At 69.5% G+C, this 17677-nt stretch carries 16 protein-coding genes, 1 other RNA gene and 1 pseudogene; 11 read left to right on the top strand and 7 right to left on the bottom strand.

Annotation, left to right across the window (positions count from 1 at the left end):
- The first annotated feature begins 14 nt into the window (after positions 1–14).
- The 4 genes from ACWCWD_RS18430 (at position 15) to ACWCWD_RS18445 (ending at position 5734) form a co-directional block, all read left to right on the top strand.
- Positions 15–1739, top strand: a complete 1725-nt coding sequence (locus tag ACWCWD_RS18430) for a serine/threonine-protein kinase (protein ID WP_450773859.1) — start codon at positions 15–17, stop codon at positions 1737–1739.
- Positions 1740–2023: 284 nt separating this feature from the next.
- Positions 2024–3265, top strand: coding sequence for a serine/threonine-protein kinase (locus ACWCWD_RS18435; RefSeq protein ID WP_450773860.1), 1242 nt, complete (start codon positions 2024–2026; stop codon positions 3263–3265).
- A gap of 139 nt (positions 3266–3404) precedes the next feature.
- Positions 3405–4511, top strand: coding sequence for a peptide chain release factor 2 (gene prfB / locus ACWCWD_RS18440; protein ID WP_266704960.1), 1107 nt, complete (start codon positions 3405–3407; stop codon positions 4509–4511).
- Positions 4512–4876: 365 nt separating this feature from the next.
- Positions 4877–5734 (top strand): hypothetical protein, encoded by an 858-nt coding sequence (locus tag ACWCWD_RS18445; protein ID WP_450773861.1) that lies wholly within the window; start codon positions 4877–4879, stop codon positions 5732–5734.
- Positions 5735–5971: 237 nt separating this feature from the next.
- Here the strand turns inward: ACWCWD_RS18445 and ACWCWD_RS18450 are convergent, their stop codons facing one another.
- Positions 5972–6166 (bottom strand): hypothetical protein, encoded by a 195-nt coding sequence (locus ACWCWD_RS18450; protein ID WP_450773862.1) that lies wholly within the window; start codon positions 6164–6166, stop codon positions 5972–5974.
- Between the two features lie 370 nt (positions 6167–6536).
- Here ACWCWD_RS18450 and ftsE point away from each other — a divergent pair, with 370 nt between their 5' ends.
- The 5 genes from ftsE (at position 6537) to ssrA (ending at position 10520) form a co-directional block, all read left to right on the top strand.
- Positions 6537–7226 (top strand): cell division ATP-binding protein FtsE, encoded by a 690-nt coding sequence (gene ftsE / locus ACWCWD_RS18455; protein WP_328721403.1) that lies wholly within the window; start codon positions 6537–6539, stop codon positions 7224–7226.
- A 62-nt stretch (positions 7227–7288) separates the two neighbouring features.
- Positions 7289–8206, top strand: coding sequence for a permease-like cell division protein FtsX (gene ftsX, locus ACWCWD_RS18460; protein ID WP_450773863.1), 918 nt, complete (start codon positions 7289–7291; stop codon positions 8204–8206).
- A 68-nt stretch (positions 8207–8274) separates the two neighbouring features.
- Positions 8275–9462 (top strand): S41 family peptidase, encoded by a 1188-nt coding sequence (locus tag ACWCWD_RS18465; RefSeq protein WP_450773864.1) that lies wholly within the window; start codon positions 8275–8277, stop codon positions 9460–9462.
- An 18-nt stretch (positions 9463–9480) separates the two neighbouring features.
- Complete coding sequence (smpB, locus tag ACWCWD_RS18470; RefSeq protein WP_450773865.1) at positions 9481–9969, top strand: SsrA-binding protein SmpB; 489 nt, start codon at positions 9481–9483, stop codon at positions 9967–9969.
- Positions 9970–10133: 164 nt separating this feature from the next.
- Positions 10134–10520: a transfer-messenger RNA gene (gene ssrA, locus ACWCWD_RS18475) on the top strand.
- A 254-nt stretch (positions 10521–10774) separates the two neighbouring features.
- Here the strand turns inward: ssrA and ACWCWD_RS18480 are convergent.
- The 5 genes and pseudogenes from ACWCWD_RS18480 to ACWCWD_RS18500 form a co-directional block, all read right to left on the bottom strand.
- Positions 10775–10954: pseudogene (locus ACWCWD_RS18480) on the bottom strand (hypothetical protein); the annotation flags it as partial.
- 62 nt (positions 10955–11016) lie between these two features.
- Complete coding sequence (locus tag ACWCWD_RS18485) at positions 11017–11565, bottom strand: GNAT family N-acetyltransferase (RefSeq protein WP_450774010.1); 549 nt, start codon at positions 11563–11565, stop codon at positions 11017–11019.
- A 13-nt stretch (positions 11566–11578) separates the two neighbouring features.
- On the bottom strand, positions 11579–12301 hold the full coding sequence (locus tag ACWCWD_RS18490) for a lasso peptide biosynthesis B2 protein (protein WP_450773866.1): 723 nt from the start codon (positions 12299–12301) through the stop codon (positions 11579–11581).
- On the bottom strand, positions 12298–14172 hold the full coding sequence (locus ACWCWD_RS18495) for an albusnodin/ikarugamycin family macrolactam cyclase (protein ID WP_450773867.1): 1875 nt from the start codon (positions 14170–14172) through the stop codon (positions 12298–12300). Before ACWCWD_RS18495 ends, ACWCWD_RS18490 begins: the two co-directional genes overlap by 4 nt.
- 10 nt (positions 14173–14182) lie before the next feature.
- The gene (locus tag ACWCWD_RS18500; RefSeq protein ID WP_450773868.1) at positions 14183–14326 is read right to left on the bottom strand and encodes an albusnodin family lasso peptide; all 144 of its coding nucleotides are present in this window, start codon (positions 14324–14326) and stop codon (positions 14183–14185) included.
- Between the two features lie 214 nt (positions 14327–14540).
- On the opposite strand from ACWCWD_RS18500, the gene ACWCWD_RS18505 reads away from it, so the two are divergent.
- Together ACWCWD_RS18505 and ACWCWD_RS18510 are read left to right on the top strand one after the other, a co-directional pair.
- Positions 14541–15776 (top strand): helix-turn-helix domain-containing protein, encoded by a 1236-nt coding sequence (locus ACWCWD_RS18505; RefSeq protein WP_450773869.1) that lies wholly within the window; start codon positions 14541–14543, stop codon positions 15774–15776.
- The gene (locus tag ACWCWD_RS18510) at positions 15773–16291 is read left to right on the top strand and encodes an NUDIX domain-containing protein (RefSeq protein ID WP_450773870.1); all 519 of its coding nucleotides are present in this window, start codon (positions 15773–15775) and stop codon (positions 16289–16291) included. Before ACWCWD_RS18505 ends, ACWCWD_RS18510 begins: the two co-directional genes overlap by 4 nt.
- A gap of 33 nt (positions 16292–16324) precedes the next feature.
- On the opposite strand, the gene ACWCWD_RS18515 is transcribed toward ACWCWD_RS18510, so the two are convergent.
- The gene (locus ACWCWD_RS18515) at positions 16325–17572 is read right to left on the bottom strand and encodes an alginate lyase family protein (RefSeq protein WP_450773871.1); all 1248 of its coding nucleotides are present in this window, start codon (positions 17570–17572) and stop codon (positions 16325–16327) included.
- Between the last annotated feature and the right edge of the window lie 105 nt (positions 17573–17677).

Consider the following 17677-nt stretch of genomic DNA (forward strand, 5'->3'; position numbering starts at 1 on the left):
AGGGAGCGCATGACGTGCGGCCCGTAGGCAGCAAGTACCTGCTCGAAGAGCCCCTCGGACGCGGCGCCACGGGCACCGTCTGGCGAGCCCGCCAGCGGGAGACCGCGGGGGCCGAGGCGGCCGTCGCGGGGCAGCCCGGGGAGACCGTGGCGATCAAGGTCCTCAAGGAGGAGCTCGCCAACGACGCCGATGTGGTGATGCGGTTCCTGCGGGAGCGCTCCGTGCTGCTCCGGCTCACCCACGAGAACATCGTGCGCACCCGCGACCTGGTGGTCGAAGGGGACCTCCTCGCCCTGGTCATGGACCTGGTCGACGGCCCCGACCTGCACCGCTACCTCCGCGAGAACGGCCCGCTGACCCCGGTCGCCGCCTCCCTGCTCACCGCGCAGATCGCCGACGCGCTCGCCGCCAGCCACGCCGACGGAGTCGTCCACCGCGACCTGAAGCCCGCCAACGTCCTGCTCGACGAGCGCGACGGCACCATGCGCCCGATGCTCACCGACTTCGGCATCGCCCGGCTCGCCGACTCCCCGGGGCTGACCCGCACCCACGAGTTCGTCGGCACGCCCGCGTACGTGGCCCCCGAGTCCGCCGAGGGCCGCCCGCAGACCTCCGCCGTCGACATCTACGGCGCCGGCATCCTGCTGTACGAGCTGGTCACCGGCCGCCCGCCGTTCGCCGGAGGCACCGCCCTCGAAGTGCTCCACCGCCACCTCAGCGAGGAGCCCCGCCGCCCCTCCACCGTCCCCGAACCCCTGTGGACGGTCATCGAGCGCTGCCTGAGCAAGGACCCCGACCGGCGGCCCAGCGCCGAGAACCTGGCCCGGGCGCTCCGTACCGTCGCCGCCGGCATCGGCGTGCACGCCAACTCCGCCCAGATCGCCGCCGCCGACGGGGTCGGCGCGCTGCTCGCCCCGGACCCGGCGCCCGCGCCCGTACCGGAGACGCCCGGAGCGGCCGACCCGACGCAGGTGCTGCCGAACTCCTCCGGAGGCTCCTTCGGCGCGGGCGGGTACGACCCGAACGCCGCCACCAGCGTCCTCCAGCACGGGCAGTTCCCCGGCGGCCCGGGCGGCGCGGCCGACCCCACCGCCGTGCTGCCGCCCGTGCCGCAGCGCCCGGACGGACCGCCGCAGCCGGACCCCGCGCACCCCTGGCAGTCCCAGCTCCAGGCCGCGCGCGACCGCAACGAGCAGACCCAGGTCCAGTACCTCGACCCGGCCGACGATCCGCTGCGCCGCCGCCCCCAGCGCCAGCAGCCGCCGCAGCAGCAGCCCCCGCAGCGGCAGCAGCCCCAGCAGCGCCCCCAGCACCAGCAGTACCCGCCGCAGCAGCAACAGCCGCAGGGCTACCAGCAGCAGCCCCAGCGGCAGAGCTACCCGCAGCAGCAGCCCCAGCAGGGGTACCCGCCCCAGCAGTACGCCCCGCAGCAGCAGGCCCCGCAGCAGCAGCCCCAGCGCCAGCGGTACGCGCCCCCGCAGCAGCCGCAGGCACCGGCCCCGCGCGAACCGCGCCAGCCCCGGCAGCGCAGCGCCAACCCGATGAAGATCCCCGGGCTCGGCTGCCTCAAGGGCTGCCTGTTCACCGTGGTGCTGCTCATCGTCGCGGGCTGGCTCATCTGGGAGTTGACGCCGCTTCAGGACTGGGTCGACCAGGGCAAGGGGTACTGGGAGGCGATCGGCGACGCGATCGGCTCGGTGACCGACTGGGTCTCCGGCCTCGGGGGCGGCAGCGCCTGACCCGGCGCCCCCTGGAACCGTCGTACCGGCGGGTCCGCGACGCCCGCGCGAGGCGTCCCGGACCCGCCGGTCCGGTTCCCCGTACCGTCCCCGCAGGTCTCCGCGCCGTCTCGGCCGCGTCTCCGCACCGCATCAACTCTGTACCTTTGTCGACTCCTTCGGGGTCCTAACCGCCGCATTTCGCCCCTGAAGGGGAAGGTTGGCGCCGTCCGGGGCACGCAACCCCCCGGCCGCCGCGTAACTTTGTCGACCGGGGTTCACCGCCAGCCGCTGAGGGAGCAGTCTTGGCACGGAATATCGGCAGCCGGTACACCGCCCACCAGATCCTGGGGCGCGGCAGCGCCGGAACGGTGTGGCTCGGCGAAGGGCCCGAGGGGCCTGTCGCCATCAAACTCCTCCGCGAGGACCTCGCGTCCGACCAGGAGCTCGTGGGCCGCTTCGTGCGGGAACGCACCGCGCTGCTCGGGCTCGACCATCCGCACGTGGTGGCCGTCCACGACCTCGTCGTCGACGGCAACGACCTCGCCCTGGTCATGCGCCTGGTGCGCGGCACCGACCTGCGCACCCGGCTGGACCGCGAGCGCCGCCTCGCCCCCGAGGCCGCCGTCGCGATCGTCGCGGACGTCGCCGACGGGCTCGCCGCCGCGCACGCCGCCGGAGTGGTCCACCGGGACGTCAAGCCGGAGAACATCCTGCTCGACATGGAGGGCCCGCTCGGCCCCGGCGGCTCGCACCCCGCGCTCCTCACCGACTTCGGCGTCGCCAAGCTCATCGACACCCCGCTGCGCACCCGCACGACCCGGATCATCGGCACTCCGGACTACCTGGCGCCCGAGATCGTCGAAGGGCTCCCGCCGCGCGCCGCCGTCGACATCTACGCCCTCGCGACCGTCCTCTACGAGCTGCTCGCCGGGTTCACGCCGTTCGGCGGCGGCCACCCGGGCGCGGTGCTGCGCCGGCACGTCACGGAGACCGTCGTCCCGCTCCCCGGCATCCCGGAGGAGCTCTGGCAGCTGCTCGTCCAGTGCCTGGCGAAGGCCCCCGCCTCCCGGCTGCGCGCCGGCGAGCTGGGCGGCCGGCTGCGCGAGCTGCTGCCTCTCCTCGCGGGCATCGGACCGCTGGAGGTGGACGAGCCCGGCGAAGAAGAAACGGAACTTCGTCCGGCGTACGACGAGCAGCAGTACACCCCCGCCGACGAGGAGCCCCGCCGCAGGGGCGCCGTCCCACTGGTCCCCGGCGCGTCGCCCGACTCCAACCGGGACACCCACACCAGCATGCGGGTGCCCGCCCCGGACGAGCTGGCCGGCGGCCCCCTCGGCACCGCCCGCGCCCCACGGACCCCCGGCCCGCGCCCCGGCTCGGCCCGGAACAAGTCCGCCGCCGTCCGCAAGCGCCGCCTCACCCTGGGTGCGGCCACCGTGGTGCTCGTCGCGGCGGTCGCGGTGGGCGGCTGGCTGGCCACCGGCGGCGACGACGCCGGCGCCACCCCGCAGGACAGCGGCAGCTCCGCCCCCGACACGCCCTGAGAACAGCCGCGGCACCGGGCCGCCCCCTGGACGGCAGGGCGGCCCGGAAGCCCCTCGGAGCAAGGGGCCGGAGCAGGGGATACCGCCCCGGAAGCCGGGGGAGGGCGAGCTTCACCCGTCCAGCCGTTACGCTGGACCCGTGGCAGTCGTCGATATTTCCGAAGAGCTGAAGTCCCTCTCGTCCACCATGGGGTCGATCGAGGCCGTCCTGGACCTGGACTCCCTGAGGGCGGACATCGCCGTGCTCGAGGAGCAGGCGGCGGCGCCGTCCCTCTGGGACGACCCGGAGGCGGCCCAGAAGATCACCAGCAAGCTTTCCCACCTCCAGGCCGAGGTCCGCAAGACCGAGACGCTGCGCGGTCGCATCGACGACCTCGCGGTGCTCTTCGAGCTCGCCCAGGACGAGGGCGACGCGGACACCCTCGCCGAGGCCGAGACCGAGCTGGAATCGGTCCGCAAGGCGCTCGACGAGATGGAGGTCCGCACCCTCCTGTCCGGCGAGTACGACGCCCGTGAGGCTCTGGTCACCATCCGTGCCGAGGCGGGTGGCGTCGACGCCGCCGACTTCGCCGAGAAGCTCCAGCGCATGTACCTGCGCTGGGCCGAGCGGCACAACTACAAGACCGAGATCTACGAGACGGCGTACGCCGAAGAGGCCGGCATCAAGTCGACCACCTTCGCGATCGAGGTCCCGTACGCCTACGGCACGCTCTCCGTCGAGCAGGGCACCCACCGGCTCGTCCGGATCTCGCCCTTCGACAACCAGGGCCGCCGCCAGACGTCCTTCGCGGGTGTCGAGGTGCTGCCCGTGGTCGAGCAGACCGACCACATCGAGATCGACGAGTCCGAGCTGCGCGTGGACGTGTACCGCTCCTCCGGCCCCGGCGGCCAGGGCGTCAACACCACCGACTCCGCGGTGCGACTGACCCACCTGCCCACCGGCATCGTCGTCTCCTGCCAGAACGAGCGCTCGCAGATCCAGAACAAGGCGTCCGCGATGAACGTCCTCCAGGCGAAGCTCCTCGAGCGCCGCCGCCAGGAGGAGCAGGCGCGGATGAACGCGCTCAAGGGCGACGGCGGCAACTCCTGGGGCAACCAGATGCGTTCGTACGTCCTGCACCCGTACCAGATGGTCAAGGACCTGCGTACGGAGTTCGAGATGGGCAACCCCGAAGCGGTCTTCAACGGTGAGATCGACGGCTTCATCGAGGCGGGCATCCGCTGGCGGAAGCAGGGCGAGAAGTAACCTTACGTATACGGCAGTTGGGCCCGGGCGAGGATTCTCCGCCCGGGCCCTTCCGCGTACCCGGGCGCGCGGGTCGGGTGCTTCGGGGCGTGCGGTGCGGGGCGGAACGTAGGGATTGCGTCACAGTCGGGGGAGTGAATAACCGTCAGAAGCCCCACCGGGTCACCAATCGCCCGGAACGCTCTTGACGGAATCCTTAACTCTGGTCAGGGTGCTGGAGCAGCATGCGTTGACTGGGACAGGTGGGAGTGGGGGCGGACCGGACGACCGCTACGAGCGCGGCCCGGTTCGGAGCGAACCCCGCAGAGCCGGGTCCCGCACAGTGCTGCTCCATTGACGAGATCGGCTACTGGGGGTAGCAGCAGATGACGAAGAAGACGCGCGTACGTATCGCGCGCATAGCGGCCGGCGCGATCATCGCGGCCGGCGCTTCCCTGACCGCCGCGGGTGCGGCTCAGGCCATCAGTCCCGATTCGGTGCCCTCCATCGGCGTCGGCGGCGAGGACGACGGCACCGGCGACTCCAGCGACTCCGGCGACCTTCCCGGCGTGGACTCCTCCGCCTCGGGCGACGAGTCGGCTTCCGGTGACGAGTCCGCCTCGGGCGACGAGTCGGCCAGTGGTGACCAGTCCGCCTCGGGCGACGAGTCGGCCAGCGGTGACGAGTCCGCCGCCGGTGACCAGTCGGCCAGTGGCGACCAGTCCGCCTCCGGTGACGAGTCCGCCGCGGGCGACCAGTCGGCCAGTGGTGACCAGTCGGCCTCCGGTGACGAGTCCGCCGCGGGCGACCAGTCGGCCTCGGGCGACCAGTCCGCCTCGGGCGACGAGTCCGCCAGTGGTGACCAGTCCGCCTCGGGTGACCAGGCCGCTTCCGGCGACCAGGCTGCCAGCGGCGACCAGGCGTCGTCCGCCACGGGCAGCACCGGCGCCACCGGTTCGACCGGCACCACCGGCTCGACCAGCGCCAACGGTGGTTCGTCCACCGGTGGCACCGACGAGACCTGCACCGTCACCCTCGACGGTGCCGAGTGCGTCGAGTCGAACAACACCGACACGGACAGCGTCGGCAACCAGCCGGTCGAGCAGGGCAAGGGCAAGGACGAGCTCGCCGAGACCGGTGCGGCCGAGACCACCTTCCTGCTGCTCGGTGCCGCGACGATGATCGCCGGCGGCATCGGCTTCCGCTTCCTGCCGCGTCTGGCGGCCGGTCGCACCGCCGTCTGAGCCACCGGCTCACAGGCACCGCGCGGAGCCCGGACACACCGCTGAGGGCCCGCGGAGAGCTTCACCGCTCTCCGCGGGCCCTCACGCGTGGAGAGGAGGGGTGCGACGCCCCTCGGAGCCGTACAAGCCCCTCATGGGGGCCTTCCGGCCGGGGGCCGCGACGGCGTGGGCCTCCGCGACAGCCTGGGGCGACGGTGGGGGGCTACGGCCCGGGGCGACCGCGTGGGGCGATCGGTGCTACGCCACCTGCTGGGCCAGCAGCGCCACCGCGCACACCAGCACCACGAGCAGGGCGATCAGCACCATCGGATTCATGCCGAGCGGGCCCTGGTCCTGCCGGCGCAGGCGCTCCCGGCTCGCGCGGCAGACGGGGCAGCGGCCCTCGTTCACGGGCGCCGCACAGTTCGCGCACACCAGTCTGTCGTAGGTCATGCGCACTCCTCCTCCCGCGCGGCGGAATCGTCCTCGGGCCGTTCCGTACGTCCCGGCCCGGCTGTCCGTCCGCACAACGCTCAGGGGAGCGTGACCGTTCCCCCTACCACTGTGCCAGCTCCGGCGTCTTTCGGCGCGGCCCGTCGGGGAGTGCCGTACGGGACACCGGAAGGGGCCGTCGCCCGGCCGGTCACGCACGGTTCCGACGGGGGTGCGGAGGGCGTCCGCGCGTTCCGGTGGGCGGACCCGGGCCGACGCGTTCCCGCTCATGTTCCGGCATAAATCACCCATCCGTAGACGCCGCCTGCGCGGCCGGGAAGCATTCGCGTAGGGTCACGCACACATACTCCCGGCCGACCATGGTGCCTCCGTGATCCGATTCGACAACGTCTCGAAGACCTACCCGAAGCAGAGTCGCCCCGCGCTGCGCGATATCTCCCTGGAGATCGAGAAGGGCGAGTTCGTCTTCCTGGTGGGCTCCTCGGGCTCCGGCAAGTCCACCTTCATGCGCCTGATCCTCCGTGAGGAGCGCGCGAGTCAGGGCACGGTCCATGTGCTCGGCAAGGACCTGTCGCGCCTGTCCAACTGGAAGGTGCCCCAGATGCGCCGCCAACTGGGCAACGTGTTCCAGGACTTCCGCCTCCTCCCCAACAAGACCGTCGCCGAGAACGTGGCCTTCGCGCAGGAGGTCATCGGCAAGCCGCGCGGTGAGATCCGCAAGGCCGTGCCGCAGGTGCTCGATCTCGTGGGCCTCGGCGGCAAGGAGGACCGCATGCCCGGCGAGCTCTCCGGTGGTGAGCAGCAGCGCGTCGCCATCGCGCGGGCGTTCGTCAACCGGCCGATGCTGCTGATCGCCGACGAGCCGACCGGCAACCTCGACCCGCAGACCTCCGTGGGCATCATGAAGCTGCTGGACCGGATCAACCGGACCGGCACCACCGTGATCATGGCGACCCACGACCAGAACATCGTCGACCAGATGCGCAAGCGCGTCATCGAGCTGGAACAGGGACGTCTCGTGCGCGACCAGACGCGCGGCGTCTACGGCTACCAGCACTGAGCGCCCCCCGGCACTGAGTATCTGAGCATCGAGTTCTGAGCATCGAGTACTGAAAGGACGCCATGCGCGCCCAGTTCGTCCTGTCGGAGATCGGCGTCGGTCTTCGGCGCAACCTCACGATGACCTTCGCCGTGGTGGTCTCCGTCGCCCTCTCGCTCGCCCTGTTCGGCGGCGCGCTGCTGCTCCGCGAGCAGGTCAGCACGATGAAGGACTACTGGTACGACAAGGTCAACGTCTCCATCTTCCTGTGCAACAAGGACGAGGCCCTGGACACGCCGAAGTGTTCCAACGGCGCCGTGACGGAAGCGCAGAAGAAGGAGATCGAGACGGACCTCAAGAAGATGGCGGCCGTCGACACCGTCACCTTCGAGACGGTCGACGAGGCGTACAAGCACTACCAGGACCAGTTCGGCGACACGCAGATGGCGGGCAACATCACGCCCGACCAGATGCAGGAGTCCTTCCGCGTCAAGCTCAAGGACCCGCAGAAGTACAAGGTCGTCGCCACCGCCTTCGCCGGCCGTGACGGGGTGCAGTCCGTCCAGGACCAGAGATCGATCCTGGACAACCTCTTCGAGTTGATGAACGGCATGAACGTCGCCGCCCTGTTCGTCATGGCGCTGATGCTCGTCATCGCACTGATGCTGATCGTCAACACCGTGCGGGTGTCGGCGTTCAGCCGGAGACGCGAGACCGGCATCATGCGGCTCGTCGGCGCCTCGGGCTTCTACATCCAGATGCCGTTCATCATGGAGGCGGCCTTCGCGGGGCTGATCGGCGGGCTGCTGGCCTGTGTTCTGCTGATAGCGGCCCGCTACTTCCTCATCGACGCCGGCCTCTCCCTGCAGAGCAAGCTGAACCTGATCGACTTCATCGGCTGGGACGCGGTCATCACCAAACTGCCGCTGGTCCTCGCGATCGGGCTTCTGATGCCCGCGGTTGCCGCGCTGTTCGCGCTCCGCAAGTACCTCAAGGTGTGACATGCGCCCCCTGGGCCGCGCGGGCAAGCACCCGTGCGGCCCAGGGGGTTTGTCCTAGACTCGCTGCCATGCAGGGGCCCTTGTACCGGTACGGGCCCCGCGGCCTGCGCCGCGGGGCGGCCCTGTCGTTGGTGTTCGCCGGAGTGCTCGCCACCGGCGCGGCCACCGGATCGCTGCCGCGCGACGAGCCCGCCCGGGCCGGTACGAGACCACGCCCGGCCGCTTCCTCCGCCGCGCCCGTCGACCGCCAGGAGTTGGCGGCGGCAGCGGCCGGAGCCGCCGCGGACGGGAAGTCGGCCACCCAGGCCGCCGAGGAACTCGTCAGCCGCAGCGGAGACCGCTGGGGCGCGGTCTACGACGAGCGCGAGTACGAGGAGTTCGAGCAGGCCCTCGACGGTTCGTACACCGGAGTCGGCCTCTCCGCCCGCCGCACCGCCGACGGCCGGGTGCGGGTGGCCCGGGTCGAGCCCGGTGGTCCCGCCGACCTCGCGGGTATCCGCGCCGACGACGTACTCACCTCCGTGGACGGCACCCGTACCAAGGGGCGCCCCGTCGCCGAGGTCGTGGCCGAGCTGCGCGGCGACGGTACGGGCGAGAAGGCCGGGTCCTCCGTCGTCCTCGGCGTGGAACGCGACGGCCGCGCCCGCACGGAGTTCCTGCGCCGCGCCCGGCTCACCACCGAGCCCGTCACCGTGCGCCGGCTCGGCACCGCCCCCACCTCCACCGTGCTGATCAAGGCGACGGCCTTCACCCGGGGCGCGGGCGGCGAGATCCGCGACGCGGTGCGGTCCGCCCCGGGCGACGCGGGAATCCTGCTCGACCTGCGCGCCAACAGCGGCGGCCTGGTCGGCGAGGCGGTCGCCGCGGCCTCCGCCTTCCTCGACGGCGGCCTGGTCGCCACGTACGACGTGCACGGGGAGCAGCGCGCCCTGTACGCGGACGCGGGCGGCGACACGACCCGTCCGCTCGTGGTGCTCGTCGACGGCGGCACGATGAGCGCCGCCGAGCTGCTGACCGGCGCCCTCCAGGACCGGGGCCGTGCGGTCACGGTCGGTTCGCCCACTTTCGGCAAGGGTTCGGTGCAGATGCCGAGCGAGCTGCCGGACGGCGCGGTGGCGGAGCTGACCGTCGGGCAGTACCGCACGCCGGGCGGCCGGGGGGTCGAGGGCCGGGGGATCACACCGGACCTGGTGGTGGGCTCGGGGGCCCTGGAACGGGCCGAGACGGTATTGAGTGGCCTCGGGGGTGGGTCGTAGTGCGAAAATGACCGCACTATGGCCAAGGAAAAAGACACCGGGCGCAAGATGATCGCGCAGAACAAGAAGGCGCGGCACGACTACCACATCATCGACACCTACGAGTGCGGCCTCGTGCTCATGGGGACCGAGGTGAAGTCCCTGCGGATGGGCAGGGCCTCGCTGGTGGACGGCTTCGTCCAGATCGACCGGAACGAGGCGTGGCTGCACAACATCCACGTACCCGAGTACGTGCAGGGCACGTGGACCAACCACGCGGCGAAGCGGAAGCGGAAGCTGCTGATGCACCGGGCCGAGATCGACAAGCTGGAGTCGAAGTCCAAGGAGACCGGGCACACCATCGTCCCGCTCGCCCTGTACTTCAAGGACGGCCGGGTCAAGGTCGAGATCGCGCTCGCGAAGGGCAAGAAGGAGTACGACAAGCGTCAGACGCTCCGCGAGAAGCAGGACACCCGCGAGACCAACCGCGCCATCTCGGCGGCCCGCCGGCGGCAGCGCAGCGCCTGAGCCACCGGGGGCCGGCCGGCTCCGGGCCCGCCGCGGGTCCGTGGGGCACCGTCCCGGGCAGATGGGGAGGGTGACCGGCGGGAATACGCTGGCATCGTCCGGCGTTGGTCACGTACGATGGGCCGTGCACCCCAGCGAGGGTGCGCGTATTGAAAAATCAACATGGGGATGATCGGTTTCGACAGCGGATGTCGAAGCAGGGGAAGCGAGTCGAGGAAGCGGCAATGATCTCGTAAACCATATGTCGCAAACAATAATCGCCAATTCCAAGCGCGATTCCTCCGCCTTCGCCCTCGCTGCCTAATTAGCAGCTAGCGAAGACTCTGCGGAGTGTCAGCCCGGGGGTGATCCCGACCCGGATCCTGGCATCAACTAGGGATCTAAACTTCTACGCCCGGTCACGGGGTTTGGAAGGAAATCAAACAGTGACTGAGCCTGTCGGAGGCTTGTTCGCGTGACCTCCGGGGCCGAGAAAAGCGTAGCGAACTGCACTCGGAGAAGCCCTGGTTCCGCACCGTTGGACGCGGGTTCGATTCCCGCCATCTCCACAACCCCATGTAAGCCTCTGCCCCGCGAGTTCGCTCGCGGGGCAGAGGCTTTTTCGCGTTCTTTCTCGTCTCTGCGTGATTGTTTCTCGTTCTGTGCGCCGGGCTCGCGCGCTGTACGCCGGGCTCGCGGAGTTCGGGCCGCGGAGCCCGGCACGAGGGGGCGAGCGGCGGGTCGGTCGGATCAGGTGGGCGGCCGACTCGCCCGACTTCACGTTCTCGGTGAAGGCGGCCCACTGGGCGGCGGTGAAGTGGAGCCGGGGCCCGTTCCGGTCTTTGCTGTCACGGACGGCCCGGCCGCCGGGGGAGAGCGGGGCTCCCTGCGCGGCGACTTCCCCACCATTACCGACCAGCCCCTCGTTCACCTCGGCGGGGCCTCGGCCGTCCTGGTTCGCCGTCTGGCGGAGTGGATCAGGGAGCGGGCCCACGGTATGAGGCACGATGCGGGCCGCCAGGTGGACGCGCGGGCTGGTCCGCCTTTTACGTGCGCACCCGCTTCAGCTCACCTGTCGAGCAGCCCCTTCACAGCGGACGGACCGGTGAATTCGGCGGAGAGTGAGTCCATGAGGACCTCGTCGCAGACTTTTCCCAGCCAGTATCCGGACTCCCTGAGCACCCCGGCTCTGCGGAATCCCGCGTTGAGATAGGCGTTGATGCCTGCGGCGTTCGGTGCCAGAACCTTGAGCCACACCATGCGTAGATTGCTGACATGGAAGGCATAGTCGAGCGTGAGCCGCGTCGCCTCCCGCCCCAGTCCCCGGCCGCGTGCCCCTGGCGCCAGCATCACCACGTATTCCGCTGTACGGACTCCGTGGTCCGGCAGCAAAGTGGCAACCCCGACCGGGGCGGGAGTTCCGGAGGCCAGGTCATAGATCGTGAAGCGAATGTTTTCGCCCTGCAACTGGCGGGTCATGCCCTCGGCCCGGGCCTCCAGAGACTCCGGGCCCTGACGTCCGTACCCGACGAGGAGTGCGGGGTCCTGTTCCCAGCGCCAGTACGTTTCCACCAGGTCCGGTCTGTAAGGACCGAGCGCACATGATGCGGAGCTGATCCAGAGGATCGGGTCAGAGTCGTTGATGGGGATCTCCGATCGTGAGGGCAGGCGTGTACGCCCGGGTCGAGTCAGGCTCGGCAATTGGTTCTCCGTCCCAAGTCTGTACCCATGCGTGCAGTCGCACCGGGTCCGAAGCGACGCCGTGGCACCACGTCACTCCTAGGCCCCGTGCCGCGAGCAGAAGCACAACGGCGACCGACTCTTCCAAACACGCTGTTCGGCCCGGGGAAAGCCAGCCCGCCCGACGGACTGCCGCCACGGCCGCCGTGATCTGTGCTGTGGAAGCTGGTCGGCGGCAGCGGGAAGCTGCCTTCTCGACGACCCCCGTCAGACGGTTCATCGTCGTTCCAGCCCGCCCGGCCCGCTTGACGGCGAAGACCGAAGCGAGGGCTGCAGCTGCGGCAACCCAAGGCCCACGAGGAGGGCGGGCTACCCCCGCAGTGTGTTCGATGCTGCCCCAACTCGCAGAAATGGGAGGAGCAACGGCGGTTGGCTCCCCGGGAGTCGGGTTGGAAGTGGACGTCAGCAGCCCGGCGGAGAGTAGATGGAGGACCGTTTCCTTCGGCAGGGCAGCCAGGCGGCCGTTGGCCACAAGGCTGCGCCACAGGATCGCCGTAGCGGGTAACAGGCAGTGGACACGTCCAGTTCGGTAATCGACGAGCACCACCAGGTGGCCGAAGTCGACTGCCTTGACGCGAGGATGAGGGGATGCATAGGCAGGAGCATCGGTCATGCCTGCTCCAGGTGAGGTGCGTCGATCCAGGTCGGTGCGGGCTCTCTGTGGTGGGCGTGCAGCCAGGCTTCGACCGTCAATGCCTGCTCGATGGAAGCCAAGGACATGGGGATGCCGGCAGAGGTGCGACGAAGGTTGCGGCGGAGCGCGGGCGGGTCGACCAGACCGAGGGCGGCGAGATGTCCGTCAGCCAAGGGCAGTAGGGCACCGAGATTGGCACGCATGCCCGCGAAGTGGTCGGCGTCGAAGCTTCCCTTTGTAGTGCGGGCAGTGATGGCGGGCGGCAGAAGATCGCCAACCGCTCTGATGAGGAGCGGTTTGTACGTGTGGATCGGAGCTCTGTCATCCAGTGGGTTGCGGAGGATCGAGTCCACTACAGCCGCATCCAGGAATGGATTATGGAGGTCGATTCCGCAGGCAGCGGCGAGTTCGCTGTCGGCTGCAGCAGTCCTGGCGACCTCACGGATCTCGTCCGTGAGCGTGCGAATCGACGCGTCGAGTCCGTGGAGGGGGTCAGGGCGGTTGGCTGCCTCGGCGGTTGCGTTGCTCAGATGCGCTACGGCTGCTCTGGTGGCCCAGTCCGGGACGGGCGGCAATACGAACCAGCCCACGTGCCCCCGGTTCTCCGACCCTCTGGCGGTGGCATGCTCAGCGAGTTTCACCGTGGCTGCCTCTCGGGAGATTCGAGCCATGGCGGTCGCATCGCGAAGAAGGGGGAGAACCGGCGTGCGCCGTAGCCGCGCCCATCCGTAGGTTTCCCGAATCGCTCGCCGCCAGCGTCCTCGGCGAATGAGATCGGAGAGGTGGGCGGGCGGCTGGAACAGCACGCTGTCGCCGCCGTCGCCCGTCAAGTGTGTCCGAGACAGCAGTTGGTCGTGCATCCATCGGAACTGGCCGCGCAACCGGGCCTGGGTCAGGGTCGAAGGCGCAGGTTCGTCTGTCGCCGGCACGCTGGTGATGTCCGAGTAGGGCCTGTGTTCGGCACCCATCGGGAGCAGATGATGCCGGATTCTGCTGAGAGGCGCTGCGGCCACCATTCGCGCAAATCGGAGATCGGCTCCATCGAGCACTCCGTGAGGGTGGATGGTGACAGCGTCGAGCGAAAGGGACTCGGGGAGTGCGAGAGAGGCAAGAACCGTGAGGGGAGAGGAATCAAGGCCGCCGGAGAGGTCACTGGTCAGACGCGCATCACTAGCCACGCGGAGCGCAGTACCTTGTTCCAGCGCCTGCCGTAGGCGCTGGTGTGCAGGCTGGGAGAAATCCGGGTCGGGCCGCCAGACTGTTCGGCGGCGAAGAGACGCACCACTGCGGGGAAGCATGATGCGGCTGCCAGGTGCGAGCTGTTGCACCCCCGCGAAGCACGTTCGGCTTGCTGACAACATGGGCACGGATGGTGCCAGGATCGTGCAGGCCAGACGCTGGACGTCCAGATCGGCTCCGGCGAGTGCTGCGAGCATGCGCGCCGAGGTGGCCCACGCCCATCCCCGCTGCCATTGCACGGCGTAGAGGGGGAAGGAGGCTGCCGGGTCGGTGTGCAGAAGAACTCCCTCAGGCGTTTCCTCCACGACTGCGTAGCTCCCGGACCAGCGCCAAGTTACATCCGTCGGCACCGGACGAGTGGCCAGTGCGCGCAACTGGTCGTCATCCGCCCCGCACAGACCAAGCACCCAAGTGCGGCGGGCTCCGAAGACGGCGACACGAGCAGGGGTATGCCCCAGACGCCACACGGAGGAGAGCGGTGCGATCAATGTTGCGCCCCGAGGACGGGGCCAGTGGTTTTCCGTCGAGCTGAAACCGCCAATGACCACGAATGACCTCCAGAACGTCGGCTGGATGAGGAAGTGGCCCCCGAATCTGCCGGGGACCACCATGAGACCGGCCTCAGGAGTTGTAGGCGCGGCGCTTGTCCTCGCTGCTGCCCTTCCCCTGACCTTCGGTCAGCGTGGCGGCATCGCCGATCTCGATCATGGACACCTCGTCGTCGTGCTCCCCTTCGCGGGTGGGGTAAGGCTCGTGCAGGGACATGGGCGTTCCTCTCCATATGGATTGAGTTCGAGGGGGTGGCACCGCTCTGAATGCGCTTCAGGCGACGGATACCAGTCAAGAGGCTTTTGGGTTCTACACGGGACTCCAGGGGGTGACTCCAAAACGGAGTCGGAGTGGCTACGTTGAGCCCAACACAGCCACCGCTGCAGAGAGGCCTCTCATGGGTTGGGCGTCAGGGGATGTACGCGAGGTAGTGGCAGGGCTTCTGGGGGACGAGAGAATGCTGGCGGCTTGTGCACGGCGCGACATGGGGGCGCTGTTCCAACTGCTGAACCACCGTGGCATCAGTACACGTCGCATCGCAGCAGCCGTACAGATCACCCAGGGACGGGTCTACGACTACATGAGCGGCAAGAGCCGTGTGGAGAAGCTCGCCATCTTTGAGCAGATCGCCGATGCCTTCCATATCCCCGGACACATGCTTGGCCTTGCCCAACGACCCTGGCAGGCACCCGGAGAAGGGACCGTCGCTCCATTGATCCCCGCGGCCGTCCACGACGACGACGGTGACCTCCTCGCTCTGACCGCATTTCGGGATGCAGATCGTCAGTCCGGTGGCGGAAGGCTGTACGCCGCCGTTGTCCGGCACTTATCGGGAAACTTGGGCCCACGCCTGATGGATGTGGGCACCGGTCAGCACATCTTCGCAGTCGGGGCGACGATGACTGAGATGGCCGGCTGGATGGCGCATGACTCAGGCCGCGACGATGTGGCATCTCGCCACTTCGTTCGTGCGTGGGCGCTCGCTCAGGGTTCCGGTGACAGCGCCCTCACCGCAAGCGTGGCCGCAAGCAGCAGTCATTTGGCGCTCCAGATGGGTGATCCGGTGGCTGCCACCCACTGGGCGCAGACCGGGTTGGAGGCCATCGGGAGCAGGCGCCGGATTCCTTCGCTCATAGCGCGGCTGCACGTAATGAAAGCGCGTGCCCTCGCGGTTTGCGGCCACTCCAGACTCGCCTGCCAGGCACTCGACAGCGCTCACCTCGCCTTGGACGCTTCGGTAACTCTCTCGCATCCCTGGATCAGCCCCTTCGACGCGGCCGCACTTGCCAGCGAGTCTGCGCTCACCCTGCGCGACGTAGGGCAGCACGTCCAAGCCTTGGAACATGCGGAACGCGCTGTAGCTCTGCGCGACACAGGGCGCGCTCGATCCATGGCACTTGCCCGCATCGCTCTGGCCAGTCTCCACGCCCAGCGCGCGGAGTTGGACGAGGCGGTGTTCACCGGTAACGCTCTTCTTCTCGACCTGCCCTTCGCACTAGGGTCGGTGCGGGCCATCCAGCAGATGGACGATCTTGTCGCCGCGCTGGGTCCCCATCGCACCTATCGACCCGTCCAAGAACTGAGAACTCGTATCGGCCAGGCGAGGAGTTCCAGAATGCTGCTGCTCGCCGACATCGTCCCGCCCGCCGGAGGTGGTGGTTCATGAGGCCCACGCCCGCAGACCCTGTTGCCTGGAATGCCCATCTGGCGGAGGGGAACGCCACGCAAGCACGGAAGCGGGTCTCGGCCGACGTGCTGATCAGGGACGGGGCGGGGGACTTCCTGCTGGTCCGGCCCACGTACAAGCCGGGGTGGGACCTGCCGGGTGGCATGGCCGAGGCCAATGAGCCGCCGCAGGTGGCCGCCGCGAGGGAGCTGCGGGAGGAGCTGGGGCTGACCGTGCGGCTGAGCGGCCCGCTCGTCGTCGACTGGGTTCCGCCGCACGGGCCGTGGGACGACCAGCTGGCGTTCGTCTTCGACGGCGGGACGGTCGGCCCGGCCACGGTGGCGACGCTCCGGCCGTGGGACGAGGAGCTGTCGGACGTGCGGTTCGTGGCCGCCGGGGTGGCCGTGACCATGCTCGGGGAACGCATGGCCCGGCGCTTCACCGCGGCGGTGGCCCGGCTGGGTGCCGGGCAACCGGTGTACCTCCACGACGGGCGGGCCGACTGGTCCGGGTGACGTGCTCGCCGGGTCGCCCGGACCGGGCGCGGCTCAGTTCGGGTTGTCGCCGTGGGTCAGGGTCTCCCAGGCCACGAAGAGGTTGTTGCTGCCGGCCGGGCGGTTCTGCTCGGTCAGGGCCTGGGTGTTGGTCATCGCGATGCCGAGGCGGTTGTGCAGGGCGTTGTAGCCGACCTCGGTGACGGGGCCGAGGCCGAGGTTGAGGGACCCGCCGCAGAGCCAGCTCGGGACCGCCTCGCCGCGCTGGTACTTGGACTGGAAGCCGAGGGCCTGGCGCAGCCGCTCGCCGACGTCTGTGCCGTACAGGTCCTGGCCCTGGATACGGCTGGTCTCCGCGATGTGCGAGATGGCCGAGATGCCGTAACCGGTGTGCGTGAAGTCGCGGCAGGTCTCCTGGGTGAGCCCGGTGGTGAAGGTGGACTGACCCTGCCAGTAGCTGACGATCTTCGCCGTGGTGTCGAGGTTCTGGCTCGGCACGGTCTTGGGCACCGCGCCGTCGGAGGCGAGGTAGACGTACGCCGCCGTACGGGTACGGAACTTCGCCATGGCCTTGTCGTAGGAGGTCTTGTCCTCCAGGAAGACGGAGATGCCGACGGCGGCCTCCATCATCGACAGCTCCCAGTTGCCGTTGGAGTTGGAGCCGTTGATGAGCTGCGGCAGATAGACGTTCCGCAGCATGGTCGAGAACCGCGCGGAGTTGGCCCAGGTGCCGGTGTACGTGTACTTGATGATCTCGGCGGCCTTGGGCCACGAGGAGCCCGCCCAGCCGGTCTGGAGCGGGGCGTTGCTGTTGGTGTGGCCGGTGATCGTCGCCGACCAGGCGTCCATCAGCTCGATGGACTTCTTCGCGTACCGCTCGTCGCGGGTGATGTACCAGGCCAGGGCGTCGGTGTACGCGGCGATCGCGTCCTCGCGCTCGTCCGTGCAGCCGTTGTTGGGGTTGGAGTAGGAGCCGCACTCGACGGTCGCGCGGGGCTTGGCGGTGCGGCTCAGACTCGCGTAGCTGCTCGCGATCATCTGGTCGTACGCGCCCTTCCAGGGCTGCGCACCGGCGTTGACCTGCGCACGGGCGAAGTCCAACTGCCCTCGGGAGACGGTGACTCCGGGGTGGGTGAAGGTTGTCGGCGCGGCCTCGGCGCGGGGAGCGGCGGGGCCCGAGAGGAAGCCGACGACGAGCGCCGCCGTCGCGGCGGCCACGGTGAGGAGCAGTCCGGGGCGCCGGGGGCGGCGGATCGCCGAGGTGGGGGAGGGAACGGGGGAGGGTGCGGGGGTGACTGGCATGTGGGAGTCATCCGTTCTCGTATGTGAACGAAACACTGGGGGTTGAACACGCCTGCTGGGCGGTGACCATAGGTACAGACCAGGAAGCCGTCAAGACCGTGCGCG

The sequence above is a fragment of the Streptomyces sp. NPDC001493 genome (assembly GCF_053597235.1).

Coding starts and splice junctions, on each gene's coding strand:
- smpB (WP_450773865.1), top strand. CDS start 9,481: ATGGCCAAGGAAAAAGACACCGGGCGCAAGATGATCGCGCAGAACAAG.
- ACWCWD_RS18450 (WP_450773862.1), bottom strand. CDS start 6,166: ATGACCTACGACAGACTGGTGTGCGCGAACTGTGCGGCGCCCGTGAAC.
- ACWCWD_RS18465 (WP_450773864.1), top strand. CDS start 8,275: ATGCAGGGGCCCTTGTACCGGTACGGGCCCCGCGGCCTGCGCCGCGGG.
- ACWCWD_RS18500 (WP_450773868.1), bottom strand. CDS start 14,326: ATGTCCCTGCACGAGCCTTACCCCACCCGCGAAGGGGAGCACGACGAC.
- ftsX (WP_450773863.1), top strand. CDS start 7,289: ATGCGCGCCCAGTTCGTCCTGTCGGAGATCGGCGTCGGTCTTCGGCGC.
- ACWCWD_RS18490 (WP_450773866.1), bottom strand. CDS start 12,301: ATGACCGATGCTCCTGCCTATGCATCCCCTCATCCTCGCGTCAAGGCA.
- ACWCWD_RS18515 (WP_450773871.1), bottom strand. CDS start 17,572: ATGCCAGTCACCCCCGCACCCTCCCCCGTTCCCTCCCCCACCTCGGCG.
- ACWCWD_RS18495 (WP_450773867.1), bottom strand. CDS start 14,172: ATGGTGGTCCCCGGCAGATTCGGGGGCCACTTCCTCATCCAGCCGACG.
- ACWCWD_RS18445 (WP_450773861.1), top strand. CDS start 4,877: ATGACGAAGAAGACGCGCGTACGTATCGCGCGCATAGCGGCCGGCGCG.
- ACWCWD_RS18510 (WP_450773870.1), top strand. CDS start 15,773: ATGAGGCCCACGCCCGCAGACCCTGTTGCCTGGAATGCCCATCTGGCG.